Source organism: Algoriphagus formosus (genome assembly GCF_002807035.1).
In the GTDB taxonomy this organism is placed as follows: domain Bacteria; phylum Bacteroidota; class Bacteroidia; order Cytophagales; family Cyclobacteriaceae; genus Algoriphagus; species Algoriphagus formosus.
On the sequence record NZ_NIUC01000002.1, the window covers coordinates 1,941,142 to 1,964,994 of the forward strand.

Genomic DNA, 23,853 nt, shown 5'->3' on the forward strand with positions numbered 1-23,853 from the left:
CCAGAAGCAGGACTATGTGGATTTATTGATTGCTGCTTCTGGAGAAGCAGACCAACAGTGTACAAGATACTGTCTCAACCAAAATATTTAGCTCGACTTCATCGAGCTTATTTCTAAAGTATTTCCACCGTATTTCTTCAGCATTTCAAAAGTCTTTCTTCTTGTATCTAATATCTCGTTTCTAAAAAAAAATGAACCATCTCTACCCCATATTTCTCAAAGTCCACAAACTCAACGTACTCCTGATCGGAGGTGGATTTGTGGCAACCGAAAAGCTTGAATTTCTGCTTAAATCAAGTCCTGAAGCTCAAGTGACTGTGGTTTCCAAGTTTTTCCGCCCCGAGTTTTTGGAATTGGCGGAAGGAAAAGAGACGGTTACCCTTATCGAAGATTCCTACCATGAAAAGTATCTGGGAGGAAAGCATATTGTTATCGCAGCCACGGATGACAAAGCAGTGAATCGACAAATCCGGAATGAGGCAAAAGAGCGCTTTCTTTTGGTCAATGTAGCCGATACACCGGAGCTTTGCGACTTTTATCTGGGGGGGATTGTAACCAAAGGAAATCTCAAGATTGCCATTTCCACCAACGGAAAATCACCCACTACCGCTAAGCGACTCCGTCAATTGCTTGAGGAAGTGCTTCCCGATGAGATTGATGATTTACTCGAAAATCTCAATGCTTATCGGGCCACGCTCAAAGGAGATTTTGAGTACAAAGTCAAGGCGATGAATGAGGTGACGGAGGGGTTGGTGAAGAAAGAGATGTTAGACACAAGACATTAGACACAAGATTTCGGTATCTAGTAGCTGGTATCAAGATTTTAGAAGTGGTATGTTATAGGTGGGTTAGAGGTCTTGTCACCTGTTCACTTCTGGTCGATTAGCTATAAAATCACATCTTAAGTTCCGATTATGTGATTTTTTACACGTTTTCGGAAGATAAAATGTGATTTCACACCAATGACCCTTTGAAATACTATTTCTCTCCCATCGGATCCACTCCCGTCATTTCCCAATGCCCCAAGGCTATCGGAATACTTCCAATCCCATTCAGCTGATCAAAAAAGTCCCGGAGCCGAAACTCCTCTCCTTTTTCTTCTTTAATTCTGGCAAAGTCAGCCAAAGCATTTTCCAAAAGGTATTTTCCGGTGATGTAGCTCGAACCGTAGCCAGGCTGACGCATGTAGAGGTGCTGCTCAAAAAGCAGAAGTTCTTTCTCCGTCTTCATCCAGCCTCTCGGAGTGTAATTCGAATGAATTCCCCCTGCTTCCACCATCGTCATCTCATTGGCTTGGGCATGAAGTGAACCCAGGCCCCTCGCCGCTCGCTGCGCTATCATGATGTACACAATCTCCCGAGAGCGGGGCGAATCTTCATACAACCCCGCATCCATAAACATCTCCTCAACGGCTGTGGCTGTTCCCTCATTTCTGCTGTCGAAAATATTATACAAAAGCGGTCCTCTTCGAATCAGGCTTTCATGCGGATCGTTGTCCATAATCGCCAGTTCAAACCAATGGTAAAAATGTGAATATAAAGGCAAGGGATCAATATGCATCCCGATGGTGAAGAAGTTCCGCTTTTCTTCAGGCACAAAGCTGCCTCTGTGCTCGCGTAAAGCTGGTTCGAAATAATCCTTTACAGTCAAAATCTCTTCTTTTTCTAAGAATTCCATCATTTTCTGAATGGACTTTTCGGTCAGTTGCTCAAATTCCTCCGGAGTATTGGCTGCCTTTAGGAGAGGAAGGTTCCGGTTTTGATGTTCTTCCAGTTTTAGCGAACTCCAAGCTCTTGCCAATTCTCGCTTGAGAATCATCACCTCATCCTCCCATGTTAAGGGTACTAAATGCACATTTTGGAGATACCAAGTGTAATTCTCTTTCCCGATTCCCGAAGGCCCGTCTTTCTTGGTAGCCTCTTCTTCCAGCCACTTAACAAAGTCCTCCGTGGAGTTAGTTGCTTCTTCAATGGCTTGGGTCAATTCCTGATTTTCTTTCACCCCAGGGAAACCCAAAATTTCCTTTAGGTCTTGAACCTGTTGACTGATGGTAGGTATTCCAGCAGCCCAAAGCTCTTTTGCATTTCCAGTCAAGTTCTCTTTCGCCTGGGTATTCAGGGAGGAAACTGCCTTTATTTTTTCCAAAAACTCTTCCCTTTTTCCTGATTCCAAAGGAAAAGAATACTGCCAAACCTCCACTACTCCATGATGGGTCGGTCCTTCATGGTCAGGTACATCACTTCGCTCCATCCAAATGGACTTATAAAATGCCGGGTCTCGCTCCCAGGGTTTCAGGATTCGATTATTGAAATCAAAGCCATTCATTTCAGCCCAAACAATCCTCCAATCTACCTGCTCAGGAATGCTCCAGCCTGAGGTATCCATTTGAATTAGCTTGCTTTGCAGCTTTTCAAAATCAGGCATGCGTTGCTCAAAGGTAACTTTTCGATAGTCTGGAGCCCCTTCATGCAAGGGGGGATTCTCAAATTCCCTCCATTCAGTAAAGAGTGTTTCCAAATCCGAATAAGAAGCTGGTTTTTGGCTGAGTTCAGCAGGTGAATTTGTAGTGTTTTGGCAACTGAAAAAGAGTGCTGCAAAAAGAAGGGAAAGAAAGGATAGAAGGCTTCGCATGAGTTTTTAAGGATAGATGTAGGAAAGATAAGTGCTCCTTTTCCAGAATGCAAGATTTGAGAAGTTCGGATTATCGATCATGGTCTTCCTTTTCCACTGATCAGAAAATAGGATAAGGTTTCGGTTGAGGTTTTTTATTTCCCCTAGTTCCACTAATTTTGGGCACCATTGAAAAACGCATCAATAATCTAGATTTATGGCATATTTATTTACCTCAGAGTCAGTGTCTGAGGGGCATCCGGACAAAATTGCTGACCAAATTTCCGACGCACTGATTGATAACTTTTTGGCTTTTGATCCGAGTTCTAAAGTGGCCTGCGAAACCCTGGTGACCACAGGACAGGTTGTTTTGGCTGGGGAGGTGAAATCCGATATTTACCTGGATGTACAAAAAATTGCTCGTGACGTGATCAACAGAATTGGTTACACGAAGAGTGAGTACATGTTTGAAGGGAATTCTTGTGGTGTGCTTTCTGCCATTCACGAGCAGTCTGCCGATATCAATCAAGGTGTAGAACGCCAAAATCCTGAAGAGCAAGGTGCAGGTGATCAGGGAATGATGTTTGGCTATGCGACGAATGAAACTGAGAACTACATGCCTTTGGCCTTGGATCTTTCCCATCGAATTCTTCGCGAGTTGGCTGCTATGCGTCGTGAAAACAGCGATATCACTTACCTACGTCCAGACTCTAAGGCTCAGGTGACCATCGAATATAGCGATGACAATGTGCCACAGCGGATCGAGGCGATTGTCATTTCGACTCAGCATGATGATTTCGATACTGAGGAAGCCATGCTGGCCAAAATCAAATCAGATCTGATTTCTAAACTCATTCCTAGAGTAAAAGCTCAGCTGACTGAAGATATTCAAAAGCTTTTCACCTCCGATATCAAATACCATATCAATCCTACCGGCAAATTCGTGATCGGTGGACCTCATGGAGATACCGGTTTAACCGGAAGAAAGATCATCGTGGATACCTACGGTGGAAAAGGCGCTCATGGTGGGGGAGCATTCTCCGGAAAAGACCCTTCCAAGGTAGACCGTTCAGCAGCTTATGCAACCCGCCACATTGCCAAAAACATGGTAGCAGCAGGAGTGGCTGACGAGATGCTGGTACAGGTATCCTATGCGATTGGAGTGGCTGCACCGATGGGGATCTATGTGAACACCTATGGCACCGCAAAAGTGGGTATGACCGATGGGGAAATCGCTAAGAAAATCGAGCAACTCTTTGACATGCGACCTTATGCCATCGAGCAAAGACTAAAGCTTCGCAATCCTATTTATGAAGAAACGGCTGCTTATGGACATATGGGCAGACAAAGTGAGGTAGTCAGCAAGACATTCTTCTCGCCGTACCGTGACGAAATTACATTGGATGTAGAACTCTTCACTTGGGAGAAGCTGGATTTTGTGGATCGGATTAAGACAGCTTTTGGAATTTGATTTTTGCTTTGAATAAGCTTAAAACCCCGAGGAAACTTGGGGTTTTTCCTTTTTAAAGCCATTATACCTAAGATCATCCTTTATGTCAGAAACTTATTTTAATTGTTGAAATTTCATGAAAGAGGGCCTTCTTTTTGAGATTAAGGTTTTGTGAAATACGAGTTTCAATTCCCTTTCCCGCTCATTTTCCTTATATTTAGGCATATCACCTTTTTCTAAAGAGGGAAAAACCCTTTTCATGTTTTTAACCTAAAACCTACTATGGCAAAAACCATAATTGTATCCAACCGACTTCCTATTTCTCTTCGTCACCGCAATGGCCGTTTTGAGTTCAAACCCTCGGCAGGTGGATTAGCTACCGGCCTTGGCTCCATCTACAAATCCGGTGAAAATATCTGGATAGGTTGGCCAGGAAATACGGTCGAAGATCCCGAGCAGCGGGCAGAAATTATTCTTGAATTACACGATTTGAAAATGGCCCCCGTCTTCCTTACCCGGGAAGATGTAGAGCAGTTTTATGAAGGTTTCAGTAATGAGACACTTTGGCCGGCATTTCATTATTTTACCCAATACATGAGCTACAATCCCGATCATTGGGAAGCTTATGTGCGCGTCAATCAGAAGTTTTGTGATGCCATCTTGAAGAAGGCAGATGCGGATGACACCATTTGGGTGCACGATTATCAGTTGCTTCTGCTTCCGCAAATGCTCCGGGAGGTTCTCCCCAATGCTACGATTGCATTTTTTCAGCACATTCCTTTCCCTTCCTATGAGATCATTCGGATGATTCCCTGGAGAAAACAACTTTTGGAAGGGGTTTGCGGTGCGGATTTGATTGGCTTCCATACCTATGATGATATGCGTCACTTCCTAAGCGCCGTGGGTAGAATCACGGGCCTTTCCAGCGAAAGCGGGTACATTCAGGCAGAGAATCGAATCATCAATGTGGATTCCTTCCCGATGGGAATTGACTATGATAAGTTTGCCAAGCAGGCCAAAAGCCGGAAAACTCAGCGCATTGTCCAGGATTTTCGCAAGCAGGTAGGAGATCAAAAGTTGATCATTACGATTGACCGATTGGATTATTCCAAAGGAATTCCTCAGCGTCTGCATGCTTTCACCAAGCTTTTGCAAGATCATAAGGAACTCCACGGAAAAGTATCCATGATTATGGTGGTGGTGCCTAGTAGAGACAAGGTTCAATCCTATAAAGAGTTGCGCGAGGAAATCGATTTACTGGTAGGCCGAATCAACTCGGAGTATTCTACTTTGAACTGGGTTCCGGTTCATTACTTTTATCGAAGTTTTCCATTCGAAGAGCTGAGTGCCTTCTACAATATGTCAGATATTGCTTTGGTTACACCCCTTCGGGACGGGATGAATCTCGTCTGCAAGGAATATGTGGCGAGCCGGACAGATCAAACGGGCGTTTTGATTCTTTCAGAAATGGCTGGAGCATCCAAGGAACTTCAGGATGCGGTTTTAGTCAACCCCAATAATCAGCAAGGAGTGGTAGATGCGATTTACGATGCGCTGACTATGGATCCGAAGGAACAAAAGGAACGAATCGCTTCCCTTCAGTCCAGTCTGAAAAAGTATGACATCTTCCAGTGGGTGAAGGTCTTCATGGACCGAATTGAGCATGTGAAAGAAAAGCAGGCCGAACTTACCTCGAAAGATGTAGACACCAAGGTGATTAATGAAATTGAAAAATCCTTCAAGTCCGCTAAAAACCCGGTGCTATTCCTGGATTATGATGGGACATTGACAGGTTTTGTGGCCAATCCACAGGATGCCAAGCCAGACGCCGAACTCAAAGCCATTGTCAAAGGACTTAGTGAAAAAGCCCAGGTAGTAATCATTTCGGGAAGAGATAAGGACACCTTGGGAACTTGGTTCAAAGGTCAAAATATCGATATGATTGCCGAACATGGAGTATGGGTCAAGCGAAAAGAGAATAAAGGGGATTGGGAGCTCTATGCAGATGTGGATGATAGTTGGAAGGATGATATTCGATCCGTTATGGAATACTACGTTTTGCGGACTCCTGGAGCATTTATTGAGGAAAAGCATCATTCCCTCGTTTGGCACTATCGCAAGGTAGAAAGCGGATTGGGAGACCTGCGAATGCGCGAACTTTTCAGCCATTTGAAATATATGGCTCGTGGTCATAATCTGCAGGTGCTGGAAGGAAATATGGTGCTAGAAATCAAGCGACCTGATATCAATAAAGGACGGGCTGCCACTGCCTTGATGAAAGGCCAAGAATATGATTTTATCCTAGCAATAGGGGATGACTGGACCGATGAGGACACTTTCAAAGTCATGCCAAAAAGTGCCTATACTATACGTGTGGGATATGCTTACACGCAGGCTAATTACAATATCAAATCATTCCGACAGGTGAGAAATCTCTTGGGTAAGTTGATTTGAATAAGGAAAAGCAAAAGCCCCGAATTTTTAAAATTCGGGGCTTTTTTTATTGAATTCTGGCTTGAATTTCTTCGATTAAACCTTGGTATTTGATCATGATTCTTGACCAATCTCGGAAATATTCATCATCCTTTACTGTGATGACTTCCTTGGTGCGATTCGGGTCATTCAGTTCAGCCGCTTGACTCACCAGCTTCACAGCATAGGCCAATTGATCTGAATTTCCTCCCGAACTCACAATGACGCGGGTACGAATCACCGCTGAATTGAAATTCTCAACTTGCCAAGAAGTAGTCAGATAGCCCGTATTGAAATCCACAGTTTCTAGGATGTCAAAGTATCTGGTGACGATGGATGAAAGTATCCTCCAAGCTTCCTCTGCAGAGTAAGCAGAATCAACTGGGACCGTAATCCGGACATTGGCAAGGTCGGAAGAAACTGAGTTATCATAGGCCTGATCTCTTGCCATTTCTATAGTTTCCTGAATAGGAGGCTCGTTTCGGTTTGCCTGATTGCAATAGTCCTTGTAATACTTGACAAAGCCATCTTTGCTGACTGTCACCCGCACACATTGACCTTTGGGTATTTTGACGTCGTACGCTCCTAATCCCATTCGCTGTCCTTGAATTTCGATCGCAGCATCGCTAGGTACGGTATTGATTCGAACCAGTCTTTCTTCCAACGCAACGGTCTCTCGGGTAGGCGGCTCTGGATCAATTCCCGGCTTGTTGCAATAAACTCGCTCATACTCCACAAATCCATCCTTACTCACGGTAACCGTTACACAGTCACCATTTGGGACATTCACATCCTGATTTCCTTTTCCGACCAAATTTCCATTGACAGTCACTGATCCATCAGCTGGCTGAACTTCTACCCGTACCTGTCGGTCCTTCAATTCGAAATAGTCCCGAATCGGTGGAGTCTCCCGATCAGGAGAGTTGTAGTAAGTTCGTGTCAAAGGAGCAAACCCCGGTTTTCTCACTTCGATCGTCGCCGATCTGTCCTTGGGGATGGTTACGAAAATGGCTTTGGTACCAATTCTTCTTCCATCTACAAAAATTTCAGCATCAAAGGGTTCAGCGGTCACATCGACTCGTCTCACATCCAAAACCACATTCTGATCTTTATCCCATTTAAGGTCCTTGTCATATTCTTTGATGACAGGTTGATAGCCTGGCTTGGAGATTTTGATTCGATTTTTTAGGTTTTTCTCCAACTTGTATTCAATGGTACCAGTTCCGAGTTCTTGTTTTTCGGAATCATCGTAATCGTTCAAAAGAATGAATTTGGCATCTGAATGGTTGGCGGTAATGGTTAATTTTTGAGCTTGTGAATTGGAAAATACAAATAACCCCAGTAGCAACAGGGGTAAAAGGTAAAGTTGTTTCATAATTAATTTTGGAGGTTGGGGATTGAGACTGCAATAAATTCAATAAGAATAATTTATGCAACTCATCACCTTATAGATTTGTGCAATTCTTTGGTTTTTAAGACCAATTTTTCTTTAAAAAATCCAACCAATTGCCATGCATGACCTTTTCGATATCAGTTTTTGAATAGCCTCTTTTCAAAAGTAAATCCGGGATTTTCTGCAAATCAGCAATCGTTTCCAAATCCCAAGGAGACTGCTCTGATCCAAAAGCCCCGTCCAAATCTGAACCAATTCCTATATGGTTGGCATTTCCTGCGATCTGACAGATATGGTCCAAGTGATCCAAAACGGTAGAAATCCTCACATCTCGTTCCTTTGGAGTGCTTTTTCCTCTTTCCCATCCCGGACTCAGCATCCAGGCATCAAAGGCTCCTCCGATTACCGCTCCCCGGTCGATCAAGGCTTTGATCATCTCATCCGAAAATTGACGATTGTGATCGACCAAAGCCCGGCAGTTGTTATGACTGGCCCAAATCGGCCCTTTGAAAATCTCCAAGGCATCCCAAAATGCCAAATCACATAAATGCGTGGCATCCAGGATGATTCCCAGTTCATCCATTTTTCGAAGCAAGTCTTTTCCTGCCGCATTCAAAGGAGCCGAGGCATCGGTACCATGAGCATAGCGACCCGGCCCGTAATGGGCAGGACCCAAAGCCCGTAATCCATATTCGTATGCTTTTTCCAGGTAATCAAGATTGACAATCGAGTCAGCTCCCTCCAAGGAAAGGATAAAACCTACAGGCTCCCTGCTTTTGTCACTGGCTGCATTCCAAATCTCGAGATGAGTTTCAAGCTCCTTCCAATTTTTGATTTGCCGCATTTCTCCTTTTTCGACCATGGCTTGATACCAGGCAAGCTGTCCTTGAGTCTGAGCCCAAGCTTGCTCAGGCGAATGCCAACCTGGAAGGGAATTGTCCGGTGCGACAAAGCGGGCAATTTGTGTGGCGACGACCAAGCCGATATTACCTTTTCTTAGCTCTGGAAGCGAAACCACCGCATTTCCCCGATCGGGTTTGTCGGTAAGCTCTTCCTCCCGTGCATTGATCTCGGAGACAGGTCGGGTGAGATCCCGATTCCACTCCATGGCATTCATACTCAGGTCTAAATGGGCATCGATGGTCAGCATGGCTTAGAAACTTTGAAGGATAAAAACAGTGGGGATTTTATGTAGATCGATGGGATTTTTCTTCCAATCCTGAATGCTTTTGGTTTGGATCAGCTCATCTTTGGCTGTTAGATTTTTGGCGATGCAAAGGTTGGTTTGGGGAGAAAGGGTTCGTGTTAAATCCTCCAACAGTTGATTGTTGCGAAAAGGTGTCTCCATGAAAATCTGGGCTCGCTTTTCCCTTAGCGACTCTGCTTCCAACTTTTTCAAAGCAGCAGCTCGCTCCTTTTTGTCAATGGGCAGATAGCCATGAAAAGCAAAAGATTGCCCCGAAAAACCAGAACCCATCAAAGCCAAAAACATGGAACTTGGACCGGATAGGGGTACAACTTGGATTCCCCGTGTATGTGCATGGGCGACAGCCAAAGCCCCCGGATCAGCTATTCCCGGGCAACCTGCCTCAGAGATGATTCCTATGTCAGCTCCTTTGAAGAGGGGCTGAAGCAATCGGTTGATGGATTCGGGAGGAGTGTTTTTATCGAGGATTTCCATGTGGACTTCCTCGAGATTGACGCCAAGTTTCAGACTGGAAATATAGCGTCGGGCAGTTCGGAGATTTTCGACTAGGAAAACTTTTGTGTGGGCGATCACCTCCTTCACCTGTGGGGTGATGACCTGCTCGGCTGTGTTCTCAGCCAGCACATTGGGGATTAAGAAAAGCTTTCCTTGGGGCATGGGTTCAATTATTTCAAAAATTTCCTTACCTCTTCGATCACCTCAGCAGGCTTTTCCGCATGCAGCCAATGGCCTGCTCCATCGATAAATTCCACCTCATAATTAGGGAAATGATGGAGAATGTCCTGCAGGTCGCTTTGCTGAATATAGTCTGAATTTCCTCCTGCTAGAAAAAGGGTTGGACCTTCATATTTACCATCTTCATCCAATGCTTTTCCTACCTCTTCGATATTTTCAGTAATCACGGGAAGGTTGATTTTCCAATAAAAACCAGTCCGGTCTCTACCGAGGCTTTTGAGCAAAAACTGTCGGATTCCAGGGATGGAAATATATTGAGCGAGTTGATCATCCGCATCCTTTCGGGAGTGGATTTCAGATAGCTTGATGGAGTTCAAGCCTTCCAAAATCTTCTGATGATGTACAGGGTAGTAGCGGGGTGAAATATCGGCAACAATCAGTTTTTTTACCCGGTCAGGATATTCGATGGCAAAATTCATAGCCGTTTTACCGCCCATGGAGTGACCCATTAAAAACACCTCACTCAAACCTTCGTCATCCAGAAGCTCTTTCAAGTCCTCTACCATGACACTGTAATTCCACTCCTCATCCTGAGGGGAGTCACCGTGGTTTCGTTGATCTACTAGGTAAAGCGTGAAGTCCTTTTCCAGTTCCCGGGCAATGGAAAACCAGTTGTCTGCAGACCCAAAGAGTCCATGAAGAATCACGAGAGGCTGACCGGATCCGGATTTTCGGAAATTAAGTTTCATCGTTTAAAGAGTTTTATTTGCGGCTGGATTTGAGAATCCAAGTTCTTAAAATCAATTGAAGGCTTCAAATAAAAAATCGAAAGCCGATTAACTTCGGCTTTCGATCAGGTCTTTGACACATTCTATCCAAGTGTCGTTGGAGTTGAGACTTGGAACCAAGTCCCAGTGCTCTCCGCCCAATTCCTCGAATTCCTCCTTGTATTCTTCACCCACTTCGACGGTGGTTTCCAGACAGTCGGCTACGAATGCTGGAGAGAAGACTAATACTTTTTTGATTCCTTTTCCAGCCAATTCTTTAATGACATCCTCGGTGTAAGGCTTGACCCATGGATCATTTCCGAGTCGGGATTGGAAGCAGGTCGTCACTTTTTCCTCAGGTAGTCCGAGCTTCGCGGCTACCAGTCGGGTGGTTTGGAAGCACTGTGCCCGATAGCAGAATTGGTTTTTTGCCCCATATTTATTGCAGCAGGAGCCCAGCTTACAGTAGTTGTCTACCGAGCCCTTGCGAATCTGTCGCTCTGGCAAACCGTGGTAAGAGAAGACAAAATGCTCGTAGTCTCCTTTTTCCATCATTTCCCGTCCCAATTCTTCCCAGGCTTGCAAAAAGAGTGGATGCTCCACAAAGTTGCTGATGAATGAGATCTCTGGGATAATCTGCCAGCCACGAGCGATCTCCATGACCCGATCGATCACGGAGCCATTGGTAGCCGAAGCGTACTGAGGGAAAAGGGGTAAGACGATGATTTTTCGTACTTTTTCTGCCATCAGTTCATTCAGTCCTTGCTCAATACTTGGGCTCTGATAGCGCATGGCGATTTTCACCAGATACTTATCCGGGTCGAGTTTGGGGATCAATTTATCCCGCAAGTCTTCTGTATGGAAAAGCAAGGGTGATCCTCGGTCAGTCCAGAGTTTTCTATATTCTTTGGCAGATTTGGGTGCTCTGAAAGGAGCAATGATCAGATTGACCAACATCCATCTGGGGATGAAAGGAAAGTCAATGACACGCCCGTCCATCAAGAATTCGCGAAGGTATTTACGTACGTCTCCGGTGGCAGTACTGTCCGGAGTTCCCAAATTGACGAGCAAAACGCCAATTTTCTGTGCTTTTGGCATGATTGGTTTGGTAAATCGGTGAGTGTTTACAACTCAAAATTAAGCCTGAAAGTTAATTCAAACCAATAGAACAAATTGATGAAGGATTGATAAAGCTGTTAAATCTTGAGATTTCCCGCCCATTTCATCAATGGACCAGAGGCAATACTCGATACTAAGGCCAAGATTACCAGTCCGATAAAGAGCGAATCAGACACCAGTCCGTACTCCAAGGCAATCAATCCCAAAATAATATCCATACTTCCTCGGGTACTCAATCCAAAACCTGTGATGATGGACTGCTTTCTTCCCACTCCGGCAAATCGCCCACCGATGTAGGCTCCATAATATTTGGTCAGCAATCCTACTACCACCACAACTCCCGTGACTCCTAGGTCAAAGCTTTCAATGAAATTCACCTTCAATCCGATGGAAACAAAGAAGATCGGGGCGAAAATATTATTGATAAACTGATGGAGAATTTCTTTGGCTTTTTCTGTCAAATGATCAGAGTCCCCCAGTGCCACACCAATGATAAATGCTCCAAAAATTGCATGGATTCCGATAAACTCGGTAAAGGATGCGGCAAGGAAACACAAGGCCAGGGAAAGTGAAAGTAGGCCACCGGGCCATGCGAGTTTTTTATTGACCCAAGGCAAGGTTTTGTTGATTAGTCCTTTTCCGACAGTGAGCATTACCAGAGTAAACAAGAGTGTCAAGCCAATCGTTGGCCAAACGCCCAAGCCACCACTGCTGCTTTCGGAGAGCGAAAGGATAACCGAAAATACAATCCATCCCAATACATCGACAATCATCGCTCCTGCTATGATTAGTAGGCCGGTTTGGGTTTTGAAAAGGTTGAGGTCCATCAAAACCCGTGCGACTACAGCCAGGGCTGTAATACTAATGGCTAAGCCGAAAAATGTGGATGCTACGATTCGGTCATTGATATTGACCCCGAGAAACTCAGGGAAGGCATAAGCCACCACAAAACCTGCAATGATAGGTAAGACCATCGATGCGACCGCGATTTGTAGGGCGTTTTTTCCCTGACTCCAGACGATCTGCAACTCCACTTCCAAGCCTGCAATGAACAGCAAAAGGACCACTGAAATCTGCACAAAGCCATCGAGGGCAATATTTGTTGTCTCTGGATTAGCGGCAAAGAGATAGGTGTGAAATTCGGGGAAAAGGGTTCCCAAAATGGTGGGACCTAGAATAATACCTGCTAGTATTTCGCCCACCACGGCAGGTTGCTTAAGCTGCCTGGCGATCTCTGCGAAGACTCTTGCCATGATGAGCATGGCAGCAATTTGTAACAGGAGATTGATAACCTCCTTATGGTTCAAAGTTTCCATGGAGGTTTACTTTTTGACGATGAGAAGATTACAAGGTAAGGTACTGAGTAGTTCTTCGAGATCGTGAGGAAAGAGTCGGTCGAAGAAGTTTAGTCGGCGATCATCACCAACCACGAGTAAGTTGGCATCTGTCTTTTCGCAGAATCTCGCCAGCTCTACGGCCCACTTACCTCCGGTTACCTTGATATTTATTTTCAAATTTCCCTTGTCTAGTTTGTCGATGATTTTTTCTACGTACTCGATCTCATTTTGGACGAGTCGTCTGCGGGTTTGGGAGATTTCATCTTCCGAATCTTCTCCTGCTGTACCCATTTGGAGGCCATAAAGTTTTATTTCATTCAAAATAGAAACTAAGTCAGCCTTTACAATTTTGGAAAACTCCAGTCCCTGTTCGATTACTTGTGGAGTAAACTCCAGCTGGGTCCCATTGATGACAATCCGCGAAAATTCAGAAGTTTCTACTTTTGGCTCGATCAAAGTCAAAACGGAGCAAGGAGCTTTTCGGATGATTTTTCTTCCTACTGTTCCCATGTAGTACTTGAATAGGCCTTCCTGCTTCAATGCTCCTGCTACTAGCAAGTCCACTTTTTCTTCCTCACAGGCCTTGAGAATCATTTTGACAGGTTTTCCCTCAAGCCACAATACTTTGATTCGTAGCTTGTCGCAGCCATGGCGTTGTAAAAGCTGATCGAGCTTTTCTTCCAATTGAGGCGTTTTAGTGCCCACATGAATTAGCAACAATTCAGTGTCAAAAAGCAAGACTAGCCGTTTGACCTCGGCAATCAAGGCCTCTATTCTTGGGGAAAAGGCAATGGCCAAAGCTATTTTAGTGTACATAAGACGCGGGGAGTTTTGACTAAATAATAAAATTTTCAGCTTGCGTCCAATTAAAATTTTCTACCCATTTATCATTTCTTTTCTCCATTCAAGCTTTTTTGGGCTATCAGAAGTAAGTCTTGGTGCTTATCTGGATATATTTTGATAAAATTAGGCAGTGATGATCGAATTCACCTGTAATTAAATCCCATTAGTTTATGCGAAAATTTCTTTTCAGCTGCCTGCTTGCTGGAAGTGTTTCTGTCGCCGGGTCAGCTTGGGCCCAAGGCGATTATCCTACACTTTCACAGCTGGAGCAGCGACTTCAAAAAATTGGCTCGAGTGCCAATGCCAACCTTCAAAAACTCGGGCAAACCTCAAGCGGTAAGGATGTTTGGGTTCTAAAAGTCGGGACCGGTGATATGGACCAAAAGCCGGCCATCGCTGTCGTCGGTGGAGTGGAAGGTTTTCATGTCTTGAGTGTGGAATTGGCCACGCAGTTTGCAGAGCGATTAGTCAGTGAGCATGCTGAAGCTTTGGAAGAGACCACTTTCTATATTTTCCCAAATATGTCGCCTGATGCCTATGAGCAATATCATGCGGGGCTGAAGTACGAGCGACGCGGCAATGCTGCTGCTGTAGATCATGACCGGGATGGTACGCCCGGAGACAATGGCTACACCGACCTCAATGGAGACGGTTTCATCACCTGGATGCGTGTGGAGGATCCGATGGGAGACTACAAGGTCTCTGATGAAGATGAGCGTGTGTTGGTCAAAGCTGATCGCAGCAAAGGCGAGGCTGGACAGTACTTAGTTTTCAAAGAAAGTAAGGATGAAGATCTAGATGGAAAGTTTGCAGAGGATCTGAAAGAGGGAATAGCTTTCAATAAATCCATGACCTACAAATTCCCGGTTTTCGAACCTTTAGCTGGAGATATTCCGGTTTCGCAGCCGGAGACAAGAGCGATGCTTGATTACCTTTTTGAGCAGTGGAATATTTTCGCTTTTGTGACCTTTTCTCCTGCCAACAATCTCTCTTCCCCGCTGAAGTACAATGCGCAAAATGCCAGAAAGCGAGTGGTGACGTCCATTTTGCAGAAAGACGAAGCTATCAATGCCATGGTCTCAGAAATGTACAAGAGCACTGTTTCACAAAAAGCTTTTCAGCAAACTAATCAGGGAACAGACGGAGATTTCTTTCAGTGGGCATATTTCCATTTTGCTCGCTTGAGCTTTGGTACACCGGGGTATTGGACACCTGAATTCAAAGGCAAGTCAAACGCTGAAGCCAATTACCTGGCATGGGCAGACTCTCTAGGATGGAATGATGTTTTTGTGCCTTGGACGGAGATTTCTCATCCAGATTTTCCAGGTAAAAAAGTAGAAGTAGGAGGGGTCAAGCCTTTTGTGATGGCCAATCCTCCCTACGAAAAGGTAGATGAAATAGCGGAAGAGCATACAGAATTTATCCTCAAGCTAGCAGAAATGCAGCCGAATCTGGAAGTGCAAAACCTCAAAATCGAATCCATTGGAAATGGCTTGACGCGAATTTCATTGGATCTGTTTAACAATGCACCGCTACCAACCCACTCAGAAATGGGCGAGCGTTCGCGATGGCTGAGAAAAATCCGAGTGGACCTCAATGCGGGTTCAGATCGATTGATCTCTGGGGAGAAAATCCAGTTGATTGACTCTATTGATGCCTATGGAAAAGCCAGCCTAAGTTGGATCATCCGTGGAAAAGGAGATGTCAGCTTCAAAGCCGGTGCTCCTCATGCGGGTTTCATCAATGCAACTTTCAAACTCTAAAGCCATGAAAACGATGAACATTAAAAATACAATCCTTGCCTTGGCTTTGGGCGCAGCGAGTCTGGCAAGTATCGAATCAAGCGCACAGCAAAAGTTTTTCAAAGCGGTGGGATCTCCGCACATGCCCAAGGTAGAGGTAGCCTGGAATCGCTACTACACCTATGAAGGTCTCGTGGATGTGATGCAGAAGATTGCTAAAGCACATCCCAACCTGGCGAAAATCGAATCTATCGGAAAGTCCTACGAAGGTCGGGATATTATGACCTTGACCATTACAGATTTTTCTGCAGGAAAGGATACCGATAAGCCTGCCATGTGGATCGACGGCAATATTCACTCCAACGAGATTCAAGGGGCGGAATTTGCGCTCTATTCTGCTTGGTATCTGACCGAGATGCATGCCGATACCGAGTTTATCCAGGAGCTCCTCAGAGACAAAACGTTCTACATCACACCGACTATCAATCCGGATGCTCGGAATGACTTCTTCTTAAAACCAAACACCCAAAATACCCCTCGATCCGGGGTCATTCCTTTGGATAATGATGGGGATGGTCAGGCAGCTGAGGATGAGATGGATGATCTGAACGGGGATGGTCACATTACCATGATGATTCGAAAGTCACCGACTGGTCGCTATATCAAGGATCCTTTGGACCCAAGAAGGCTGATGATGGTAGGACCTGATCAAGTGGGGGACTATGAAATGCTCGGTCAGGAAGGGACTGACCTTGACGGTGATGGACGTATCAATGATGATGATGTCGGCTACTATGATCCGAATCGTGACTGGGGCTGGAATTGGCAGCCGGACTACATTCAGCGAGGAGCCATGCGCTATCCCTTCACACTTCCAGAAAACCGATCTGTGATGGAATTTGTGATGAAGCATCCCAATATCGCCGGGGCACAGAGTTACCACAATTATGGGGGAATGATTCTTCGAGGGCCTGGAGCCGAAGAGGATGTGAATACCTACAACCGAGAGGATATCCGCATCTATGATGCCATTGCCAAAAAAGGTGAAGAAATGATGCCAGGCTATCGATACCTGACCGTTTACAAGGACCTTTATTCTGTATTTGGAGGGGAACTGGATTGGTTTTATGGTAATCGTGGAGTGTTTACTTATTCTAATGAGTTGATGATTTCCTATCTCTACTTCCATCAAAATGCCGGTAGGGGCAATCAGGAAGAGCAACTCAAAGTAGATCAGTTGCTGACCTTTGGAGATGCTTTTGTGGATTGGGAAAGCTACGAGCACCCACAATATGGGGAGATCGAGATTGGTGGTTTTAAGAAAACCTTTGGTCGGGCCCATCCAGGCTTCTTGATGGAGCAGGATGCGCATAGAAACTCAGCTTTTACCATTTATCATGCCTATCACACGCCGAAACTATCAGTGATGGATGTGAAGGAGGAAGATTTGGGTGGAGGACTAAAGGCTATCACCGCTACGATTTTCAATGAGCGGATGATGCCAACACACTCTTCTCAAGATTTGAAGTATAAAATCGAGCGGCCTGACTATGTCTCCATTTCGGGAGCTAAAGTAGTAGCAGGCTTTGTGGTAGAAAATGAAGACTTCAAGCGATATCAAGAGCAGAAACTTAGACCGGAGCGCATTGCGGTGGATAACATCCCCGGGATGAGTGCAGTGAAGGTGAGATGGATTGTTTCCTCTGCTTCTAATTACAGCATCAGCGTAGATTCCGCCAAAGGTGGAAAAGCTAGCTGGAGCAAATAAGAATTGAGCTTAATTGATTTGAAAAATCCTCGAGTCGATTGATTCGGGGATTTTTTTTAGCTTTTAGATCTATTTCAAATACGATAGCATGCGAAACTTACTCCTTTTCCTATCTCTGATCTTTGTCTCTCAAACTCTTTTTGCTCAGGAAAAGCCTTTGATTTTAATCACCTACTATTCCCAGTCTGGAAATACCCAACAATTGGCGGAAGCTATAGCAGAGGGCGCGCAATCCGTAGTAGGCGTGGAGGTTAAGCTTTTACCGCTAGACCAAGTCCAAACAAATGATTTGCTCACCGCTTCTGCTATCATTCTGGGTTCTCCTGTTTACAATGCCAATATCGCTCCGCCGGTACAAGAATTTATCAATTCCTGGCCTTTCGATGGTAGGCCACTACGGGATAAGATTGGTGCGGTGTTCAGTACAGGAGGAGGAATATCTACCGGAGAAGAGCTGGTGATGCTTAACTTGATGCATAGCATGCTGATTCATGGGATGATTGTGGTGGGAGGAGATGCGGTAGAATCCGCATTTGGTGCTTCGGCAATCACCGGAGAAGGGCCTTTTGATTCGAAGTCTAGTATGGATCAGATTTTTCTGGAAAAAGGGAAAGGTTTGGGAAAGAGAGTAGCAGAGACTGTCCTTAGATTTCATTAGAATTCGTGACAAAATTTGGCATCTCTCTACCAAATTGATTTTGATTTTTTGTCTTTCTGCCTGAGCTTTTTCGGAGTTAAAACAACTCGAGACAGGGTATTCTTCGATTAATTTCAAAACCTTATCCCAATCATGAAACGAACGAAAATACTTTCAGTCAGTTGGAATAATAGTACCAAAAAGAAATATCATGGCTAAAGAAAAGCGACCAAGTATCAAGAATGAGGAACAATACGAAGCACTCCGCGACAAAGGGATGAGTCAGGAAAAGGCTGCCCGAATAGCCAATACGGAGGACTCAGGTAAAAAAGGCGGTAAGGCAAAACCCTATGAAGAAAGAACCAAAGAGGAACTTTACAAGCAGGCTAAATCTATCGGTATCGAGGGAAGAAGTAGCATGAATAAAAAAGAGTTGATCGAGGCTCTTCGGAAAGGGTAAAAAAATAACCCCGCCTCAGACCCAGAGCGGGGTTTTTGAAATATAGTTGGTTCACTTTTTCTTAAAGGGCAGATAGATACTTATCAAATCCACCTTCTGTAGTCACTCGGAAACTGATGGCAGCATTTGGCTGCTCGATGTTATAAATCTTGTGAAGACCTTGTGCATCACTTACCTTTTCACTGTGGATCAAGTTGTCTCCATCATAGATTGATACCGTAAAGGCACTGTCGGCCAAGTTGCTGACTAGCAAGCGGTATTTGTTATCTTCTACTTTGGATACTCTTGAATACACAGATGGCTTTTCGGTAACGAAGTTTTGGAAGGAAGTAGTGCGCAATACACCGCTCTCATCGGTCACTTCGACAGAGTAAGTTCCCTTTGGTAGGGCATTTAGATCGTAGCGCTTTGCAAAAGCTTCTGATTTGGTAATACGATCTCTCAAAACCAGTCTGTTTTCAGCATCCTTGATTTTGACAATGACGGTGCTGCTAGGCGCTTCCGTCATAGCTACTGTTACTTTTGCAGTCGCAGAATGAATGATCTCGACTGATTTTTCCGCTCCTGCGGCAAAGGCTCCCGTTGCCATCCCGGCAACAAAAAGCATGGTCATTAATTTTTTCATTTTAATAATTGGTTTAATAGGTTCTAATTTGATTGTAACCCGGGAATGGCTCATCCATTCGAGGGGGTATTTTGGGTTACGTGTTCCATCGGGTCTGATGGGTTCTGTTCGATTTGTTTTCGAATGACATTACAAAGGTACCAAACGGTATTAAAAATGAAAATGTTTCAATGAAAATATATAATTATTTGATATTCGTTAATTTTTTTACCTTAAAATTGAAAATACAATAATTGTTTGTCGCTATCGATTGCGAAATCTTTTCTGATCTGTTTTTATTACAAAATGAAAAATAAAATTCTGTCAATTCGAAAAATTCAAAATCATGTCATTACATCAATTACTCATATCCATATTTCGCAATCGATTGTATCGAATAAAAATTTTTTCAATCTTTTTTGCGCTAGGTGGTGTTTTACTTAAAAAAGAACGATATGAAAGCCATCTGGAACAATCAAGTAATCGCAGAATCCAATGACACGGTCGTAGTGGAAGGGAATCATTACTTCCCCTTTGATTCGGTAAAATCTGACTTTATAAAACCTTCGGAGACGAAGAGCTCTTGTCCTTGGAAAGGACAAGCATCTTACTATAGCTTGGTCGTAGATGGAGAGCTAAACAAAGATGCGGCCTGGTACTATTCCGATCCAAAACCCGCTGCTTCTGAGATCAAAGGTAGGGTGGCCTTTTGGAAAGGGGTAAAGGTGGAAAAGTAAAAAGCAGCTCATGAAAGCTGCTTTTCAAATAAGTAGAAATACAGTTTGTTATTATTTCGCTTGTTTCATCGCTTCAGCTACGAGCTCCTGCGCAAAGCTTCCTTTGAGTTCGACGACCATCAGGTCTCCCTCATCGCCACCTACGAGTACTACCAGGTCCGAGATCGTTTTATTTCCTTTGGAATAAACCCGGATTTCACCCTCGTCGGCCATTTCCATCAGTAATTCATAGCCCTCTTTTTCCAGCCCTTTTTTTAATGCCTTGTATTCTGCACCGCTTCGGTCGGCATTTTCGGGCAGCTTGAAGAAGTTGAGTTTCTCGATGGACTTGGCTACCGTAGCCATGTCATCTTCATCCAAATCAATTTTGAAACCTTCGGCGAAATTCATGAAGTTGCCTCCCAATTCCATGTGGAAGAAATCTTCTTGTCCTTTATACTTTTCATAAAGTGCCTGGACAGATTTGCTTTGGGCTTGGGCAGTCAAAACAAATCCAAAAAGGGCGATAGCAAGCAATAACTTTTTCATAATTTATAGTAGTTGTTTTAGTTTTTATTTCTGTTTGTTTCCTTTTCCGTATTGATCCATACCGGGGATATTCGTTTTGTCAGCCAGCATATTGAGTTCCTCATAGGTGAAAGTTCCCAAGAGAGACATCAAGGTAAATTCACTTTTTTCACCTGATATCATCAAAAGCTCGCGTACCAGTCCACCTTCTTCTCGGACGAGGAACTTTAAGCTGGATCCTTTGTCTTGGACATCCATCAGTTCTTCGTATTTGTTTTTGGTCAGGGAACTGTAGGCTTCCTTGTACATAGTCATGCCGTCCACTTCATCGGAAGACAGAATTCGAATTCCACGGACTTTTTGGATTAGCTCTCCCAGGTCTTGGGACTCGGCTTCTTCGGCGTTGTTTTTCAGGAAGCCTCCGGCCATCTGCATCATTTTTGGTGAGATATAGACTCGGCTAAAGCGGTCGTCCTCCATGTAGTTGGAAAAAAAGCGCTGGATCGCGTCATCCTGAGCCACAGAAGTGAGGATGCTTCCAAAGAATAGGAGGGATAGGAGTATGATTCTGTTCATGGTTTTATTTTTCTAGTGGTTCGAAGAGTTCATTGGTGGTATTGAGGTATTTGAGATCATTCATTTTTTGAAGCTGCTGCTGTCCTTCGGAATATTTTTCTTGGAAAAGAGACAGGGCAGCCATGACCTCCTGATAGGCTTGCTCTTCTTGTTGGCGCTCATAGGCCTGCCAGCCAAAGTAGGTCCCGATCAGGATGAGTATAGAAGCGGCCCAACCCATCCAGGAGAGGCTTGCTGTTTTGGTTCTTTTTGGCTTTTGGAGATTGTTAGGCTCTTCTTTTGAGAAGTCTTCCAATTCAGCAAACCAAGCTTTCTCCGATTCAAATCCATCTGATTTCTTCAGAAGTTCTCGAAGTTCGGCTTCTTCCTGGAGGGTACTTTCTCCAGCCCAGTAGCTACTCAGAAGTTTTTCAATTCGTTCATTCATGGTTTTTCACTTTTAGGTACTCTTCCCGGAGCCTCTTTCTAGCCCGGTGAAGGCCTACTTTCACCTGCTCGATGGAGATTTCCAGATAGTCTGAAATTTCCTCATAGGTCAGGCCTTCGCTTTCCCTCAACTGAAAGATTTCTCTCTGCTTTTCCGGAAGCGTTGCTACTAATTGCATCAGTTGGGAAAGCTGCTCATTTCCTTTTTCTGGCTCCTTAGGCTCCACACTTGGCTCAATTTCACCTTCCAGCGAGATCACTCTTCCGTTTTTTCGAAAGTGCATCAATGCTTCATTTTTAAGCGTTCGAACTAGCCAAGCCATCAGATTAGGATGCTCTTGAAGATCCTGCTCTCGCCGAAAGGACTTTTCAAACACATTTTGAAGGAGATCTTCGGCGAGTGCCCGGTCTTTCACCCAGAGGAAGGCCATTCGAAATAGCGTTCCGCGCAAAGGCCAGATATGTCCCTCAAAAAATGAATTCATTTGTGTAGGTGATGCTTGAAGAATCTAAAGGTTACAATTTTTTGTAAAAATTTTTTGGGTTCGGGTAAAAGGTATCTCATGATTAGCGTAAGTCACCCGAATTATATAGCACCGCTAGCCTCACCATTAGCGCAAGTCTCATGACTTGTGCTGATACAAATGCAATCTCCAGACTGCTTTCTTGGTGAGAGGTCTCTCGGTTTGCATAGCATCACTAGCACTAGCCGACAATAGATTGTCTACAGTTGGGCATGACCGATTTATCATCTTTTTCACCCTTATGAATTGATGGAAGAATATAACCTGAAGCTTCCCCAACTGGATATTTCAATTGTTTCAGGATTCAATAATTTTAGATTCGTTTTAAATTAGAAATAAAAAATAGTATGCATGCAGACTATTTCTTACTTTGCATACATGAATGAGATGGGTCAAATAGGTCTGAATACTTGGCGGAAGGGCATAAAAAAAGCCCCGAATTGCTTCGGGGCTCGTGGTGATGAGTGGACTCGAACCACCGACTCACGGATTTTCAGTCCGATGCTCTACCAGCTGAGCTACATCACCTTTTGTTAAAGTGATGCAAAGGTAGGTATTTGTGTATTTGATGCAAATCATTCTGATAAAAAAATATTGAAAAGAATCTTCAACATTACTTAATCGTATCGAAATGAGCTTTTTACCTCAAGTTGCTTTTTTGATCATTTTGGCGGCAGCTGCCTTTATTATTACCAAAAGGGTGCGTTTTCTGAAGCGCAACATCTTTTTGGGGAAGGGAGAGACACGAAATGATCAGCCTGAAGCCCGCTGGAAGACCATGCTTTTGGTCGCATTTGGCCAGCAGAAAATGTTCAAACGCCTGATTCCGGCTTTTCTCCACCTTTTGATCTATGTAGGTTTCATCGTCATCAATCTGGAGGTGTTGGAGTTTATTTTGGATGGAATTCTTGGGACACATCGGCTTTTTGCACCTATTCTGGGGTCGGCTTACACCGTAGCCATCAATATCTTTGAATTCTTAGCTGTGGCAGTATTGATCTCCTGTGTGGCTTTCCTCTGGAGAAGGAATGTCAGCAAGGTGCCGCGTTTTACCAAACCTGAGATGAAAGGTTGGCCTGCATTGGATGGAAACTTGATCCTTGTCATCGAAATTGTTCTGATGCTTGCGATCCTGACCATGAACGCTACGGATCAGATCTTGGCCAATAGGGGGGATGAGCATTACATCGCGTTGGGAACTTTGTTTTTCAGCAGTTTGATTCAGCCGCTTTTTGAGGGTGTGAGTACCGGGACGTTGGTTTTCGTGGAGCGATTTGCCTGGTGGTTTCATATAGCAGGGATTTTAGCTTTCGCAGTTTACGTGACCTATTCCAAGCACTTGCATATTTTCTTGGCCTTCCCAAATACCTGGTATTCTAATTTGAAGCCAAAAGGAGAGATGGCCAATATGCCGGAAGTTACCAATGAGGTCAATATGATGCTTGGGATTCCGACCGAAGGAAGCAACGAGCCACCTGCAGAAATCGGCCGCTTTGGTGCCAAAGATGTCAATGACCTCTCTTGGGTTAATGTCATGAATGCCTACTCCTGTACTGAATGTGGTCGCTGTACTGCAGAATGTCCGGCAAATATGACAGGGAAGAAACTTTCTCCCCGAAAGATCATGATGGATGTGCGCGATCGGGCCGATGAAGTCGGTAAAAGTATAGACGCCGGTGGACCTGGACTGGAGGATGGCAAATCACTGCTTGGTGACTACATCACCAAAGAAGAATTGAATGCATGTACTTCCTGCAATGCCTGTGTGGAGGCCTGTCCGGTGAATATTGATCCGCTGAGCATTATTCTACAAATGCGCCGCTATGTAGCGATGGAAGAGTCTGGGACTCCTGCGCAGTGGAATGCCATGTTCCAAAATATGGAAACGAGCTTTTCTCCTTGGAAATTCAGCCCGCAGGACCGATTTAATTGGGCAGATTCTGTAAAAAATGAGGAGGTAAAATAATGTCAGATGTCAGATGACCGATGTCGGATGTAT

22 protein-coding genes and 1 tRNA gene are annotated in these 23,853 nt (G+C 44.4%); 9 read left to right on the top strand and 14 right to left on the bottom strand.

From position 1 onward, the window contains the following. Positions 1–191 precede the first annotated feature (191 nt). Positions 192–785, top strand: a complete 594-nt coding sequence (locus CDH51_RS14630) for a precorrin-2 dehydrogenase/sirohydrochlorin ferrochelatase family protein (protein WP_100629232.1) — start codon at positions 192–194, stop codon at positions 783–785. A gap of 193 nt (positions 786–978) precedes the next feature. Here the strand turns inward: CDH51_RS14630 and CDH51_RS14635 are convergent, their stop codons facing one another. Further along, a complete protein-coding gene (locus CDH51_RS14635) occupies positions 979–2,631 on the bottom strand; it encodes a DUF885 domain-containing protein (protein WP_100629233.1) in 1,653 nt (550 codons plus the stop codon). Positions 2,632–2,827: 196 nt separating this feature from the next. On the opposite strand from CDH51_RS14635, the gene metK reads away from it, so the two are divergent. Both metK and CDH51_RS14645 read left to right on the top strand, forming a co-directional pair. After that, positions 2,828–4,081 carry a methionine adenosyltransferase gene (gene metK, locus CDH51_RS14640; RefSeq protein WP_100629234.1) on the top strand — a complete coding sequence of 418 codons (1,254 nt, stop codon included), beginning with the start codon at positions 2,828–2,830 and terminating at the stop codon, positions 4,079–4,081. 261 nt (positions 4,082–4,342) lie between these two features. Next, the gene (locus tag CDH51_RS14645; protein ID WP_100629235.1) at positions 4,343–6,514 is read left to right on the top strand and encodes a bifunctional alpha,alpha-trehalose-phosphate synthase (UDP-forming)/trehalose-phosphatase; all 2,172 of its coding nucleotides are present in this window, start codon (positions 4,343–4,345) and stop codon (positions 6,512–6,514) included. 46 nt (positions 6,515–6,560) lie between these two features. On the opposite strand, the gene CDH51_RS14650 is transcribed toward CDH51_RS14645, so the two are convergent. The 7 genes from CDH51_RS14650 to CDH51_RS14680 all read right to left on the bottom strand — a co-directional run bounded on the left by CDH51_RS14650 (position 6,561) and on the right by CDH51_RS14680 (position 13,846). Beyond that, positions 6,561–7,907, bottom strand: coding sequence for a PEGA domain-containing protein (locus CDH51_RS14650; protein ID WP_100629236.1), 1,347 nt, complete (start codon positions 7,905–7,907; stop codon positions 6,561–6,563). Between the two features lie 97 nt (positions 7,908–8,004). Beyond that, a complete protein-coding gene (locus tag CDH51_RS14655; protein WP_100629237.1) occupies positions 8,005–9,075 on the bottom strand; it encodes a dipeptidase in 1,071 nt (356 codons plus the stop codon). A 3-nt stretch (positions 9,076–9,078) separates the two neighbouring features. Beyond that, entirely contained in the window at positions 9,079–9,789 is a 711-nt protein-coding gene (locus CDH51_RS14660) for an SAM-dependent methyltransferase (RefSeq protein WP_100629238.1), read from the bottom strand. 8 nt (positions 9,790–9,797) lie between these two features. Beyond that, the gene (locus tag CDH51_RS14665; protein ID WP_100629239.1) at positions 9,798–10,556 is read right to left on the bottom strand and encodes an alpha/beta fold hydrolase; all 759 of its coding nucleotides are present in this window, start codon (positions 10,554–10,556) and stop codon (positions 9,798–9,800) included. A gap of 87 nt (positions 10,557–10,643) precedes the next feature. Continuing rightward, on the bottom strand, positions 10,644–11,672 hold the full coding sequence (gene hemH / locus CDH51_RS14670; RefSeq protein WP_100629240.1) for a ferrochelatase: 1,029 nt from the start codon (positions 11,670–11,672) through the stop codon (positions 10,644–10,646). Positions 11,673–11,770: 98 nt separating this feature from the next. Next, the gene (locus CDH51_RS14675) at positions 11,771–13,009 is read right to left on the bottom strand and encodes a cation:proton antiporter (protein WP_100629241.1); all 1,239 of its coding nucleotides are present in this window, start codon (positions 13,007–13,009) and stop codon (positions 11,771–11,773) included. A 6-nt stretch (positions 13,010–13,015) separates the two neighbouring features. Next, positions 13,016–13,846 carry a universal stress protein gene (locus CDH51_RS14680; RefSeq protein ID WP_026947767.1) on the bottom strand — a complete coding sequence of 277 codons (831 nt, stop codon included), beginning with the start codon at positions 13,844–13,846 and terminating at the stop codon, positions 13,016–13,018. A gap of 197 nt (positions 13,847–14,043) precedes the next feature. Between CDH51_RS14680 and CDH51_RS14685 the strand changes: the two genes are divergently transcribed. From CDH51_RS14685 to CDH51_RS14700, 4 genes are all read left to right on the top strand, one after another. Then, entirely contained in the window at positions 14,044–15,636 is a 1,593-nt protein-coding gene (locus CDH51_RS14685; RefSeq protein WP_100629242.1) for a M14 family metallopeptidase, read from the top strand. Between the two features lie 13 nt (positions 15,637–15,649). Next, positions 15,650–17,383, top strand: coding sequence for a M14 family metallopeptidase (locus tag CDH51_RS14690; protein WP_198514323.1), 1,734 nt, complete (start codon positions 15,650–15,652; stop codon positions 17,381–17,383). A gap of 88 nt (positions 17,384–17,471) precedes the next feature. Then, a complete protein-coding gene (locus tag CDH51_RS14695; protein ID WP_100629243.1) occupies positions 17,472–18,041 on the top strand; it encodes a flavodoxin family protein in 570 nt (189 codons plus the stop codon). 190 nt (positions 18,042–18,231) lie between these two features. Beyond that, positions 18,232–18,480 carry a DUF7218 family protein gene (locus CDH51_RS14700; protein ID WP_100629244.1) on the top strand — a complete coding sequence of 83 codons (249 nt, stop codon included), beginning with the start codon at positions 18,232–18,234 and terminating at the stop codon, positions 18,478–18,480. A gap of 61 nt (positions 18,481–18,541) precedes the next feature. Here the strand turns inward: CDH51_RS14700 and CDH51_RS14705 are convergent, their stop codons facing one another. Continuing rightward, complete coding sequence (locus tag CDH51_RS14705) at positions 18,542–19,105, bottom strand: hypothetical protein (RefSeq protein WP_100629245.1); 564 nt, start codon at positions 19,103–19,105, stop codon at positions 18,542–18,544. Positions 19,106–19,539: 434 nt separating this feature from the next. Here CDH51_RS14705 and CDH51_RS14710 point away from each other — a divergent pair, with 434 nt between their 5' ends. After that, on the top strand, positions 19,540–19,821 hold the full coding sequence (locus tag CDH51_RS14710) for a DUF427 domain-containing protein (RefSeq protein ID WP_100629246.1): 282 nt from the start codon (positions 19,540–19,542) through the stop codon (positions 19,819–19,821). Between the two features lie 51 nt (positions 19,822–19,872). Here CDH51_RS14710 and CDH51_RS14715 read toward each other — a convergent pair whose 3' ends face one another. The 5 genes from CDH51_RS14715 to CDH51_RS14735 form a co-directional block, all read right to left on the bottom strand. After that, positions 19,873–20,349, bottom strand: a complete 477-nt coding sequence (locus CDH51_RS14715) for a DUF4252 domain-containing protein (RefSeq protein WP_100629247.1) — start codon at positions 20,347–20,349, stop codon at positions 19,873–19,875. Positions 20,350–20,373: 24 nt separating this feature from the next. Beyond that, entirely contained in the window at positions 20,374–20,904 is a 531-nt protein-coding gene (locus CDH51_RS14720; protein WP_100629248.1) for a DUF4252 domain-containing protein, read from the bottom strand. Positions 20,905–20,908: 4 nt separating this feature from the next. Beyond that, on the bottom strand, positions 20,909–21,331 hold the full coding sequence (locus tag CDH51_RS14725; RefSeq protein WP_100629249.1) for a hypothetical protein: 423 nt from the start codon (positions 21,329–21,331) through the stop codon (positions 20,909–20,911). After that, positions 21,324–21,815: an RNA polymerase sigma factor gene (locus CDH51_RS14730; RefSeq protein WP_100629250.1), complete on the bottom strand. Its 492-nt coding sequence runs from the start codon at positions 21,813–21,815 to the stop codon at positions 21,324–21,326. Before CDH51_RS14730 ends, CDH51_RS14725 begins: the two co-directional genes overlap by 8 nt. 494 nt (positions 21,816–22,309) lie before the next feature. Further along, a tRNA-Phe gene (locus CDH51_RS14735) sits at positions 22,310–22,382 on the bottom strand. A 103-nt stretch (positions 22,383–22,485) separates the two neighbouring features. Between CDH51_RS14735 and CDH51_RS14740 the strand changes: the two genes are divergently transcribed. Next, positions 22,486–23,820 (top strand): 4Fe-4S dicluster domain-containing protein, encoded by a 1,335-nt coding sequence (locus CDH51_RS14740; RefSeq protein WP_100629251.1) that lies wholly within the window; start codon positions 22,486–22,488, stop codon positions 23,818–23,820. The last annotated feature ends 33 nt before the right edge of the window (positions 23,821–23,853 follow it).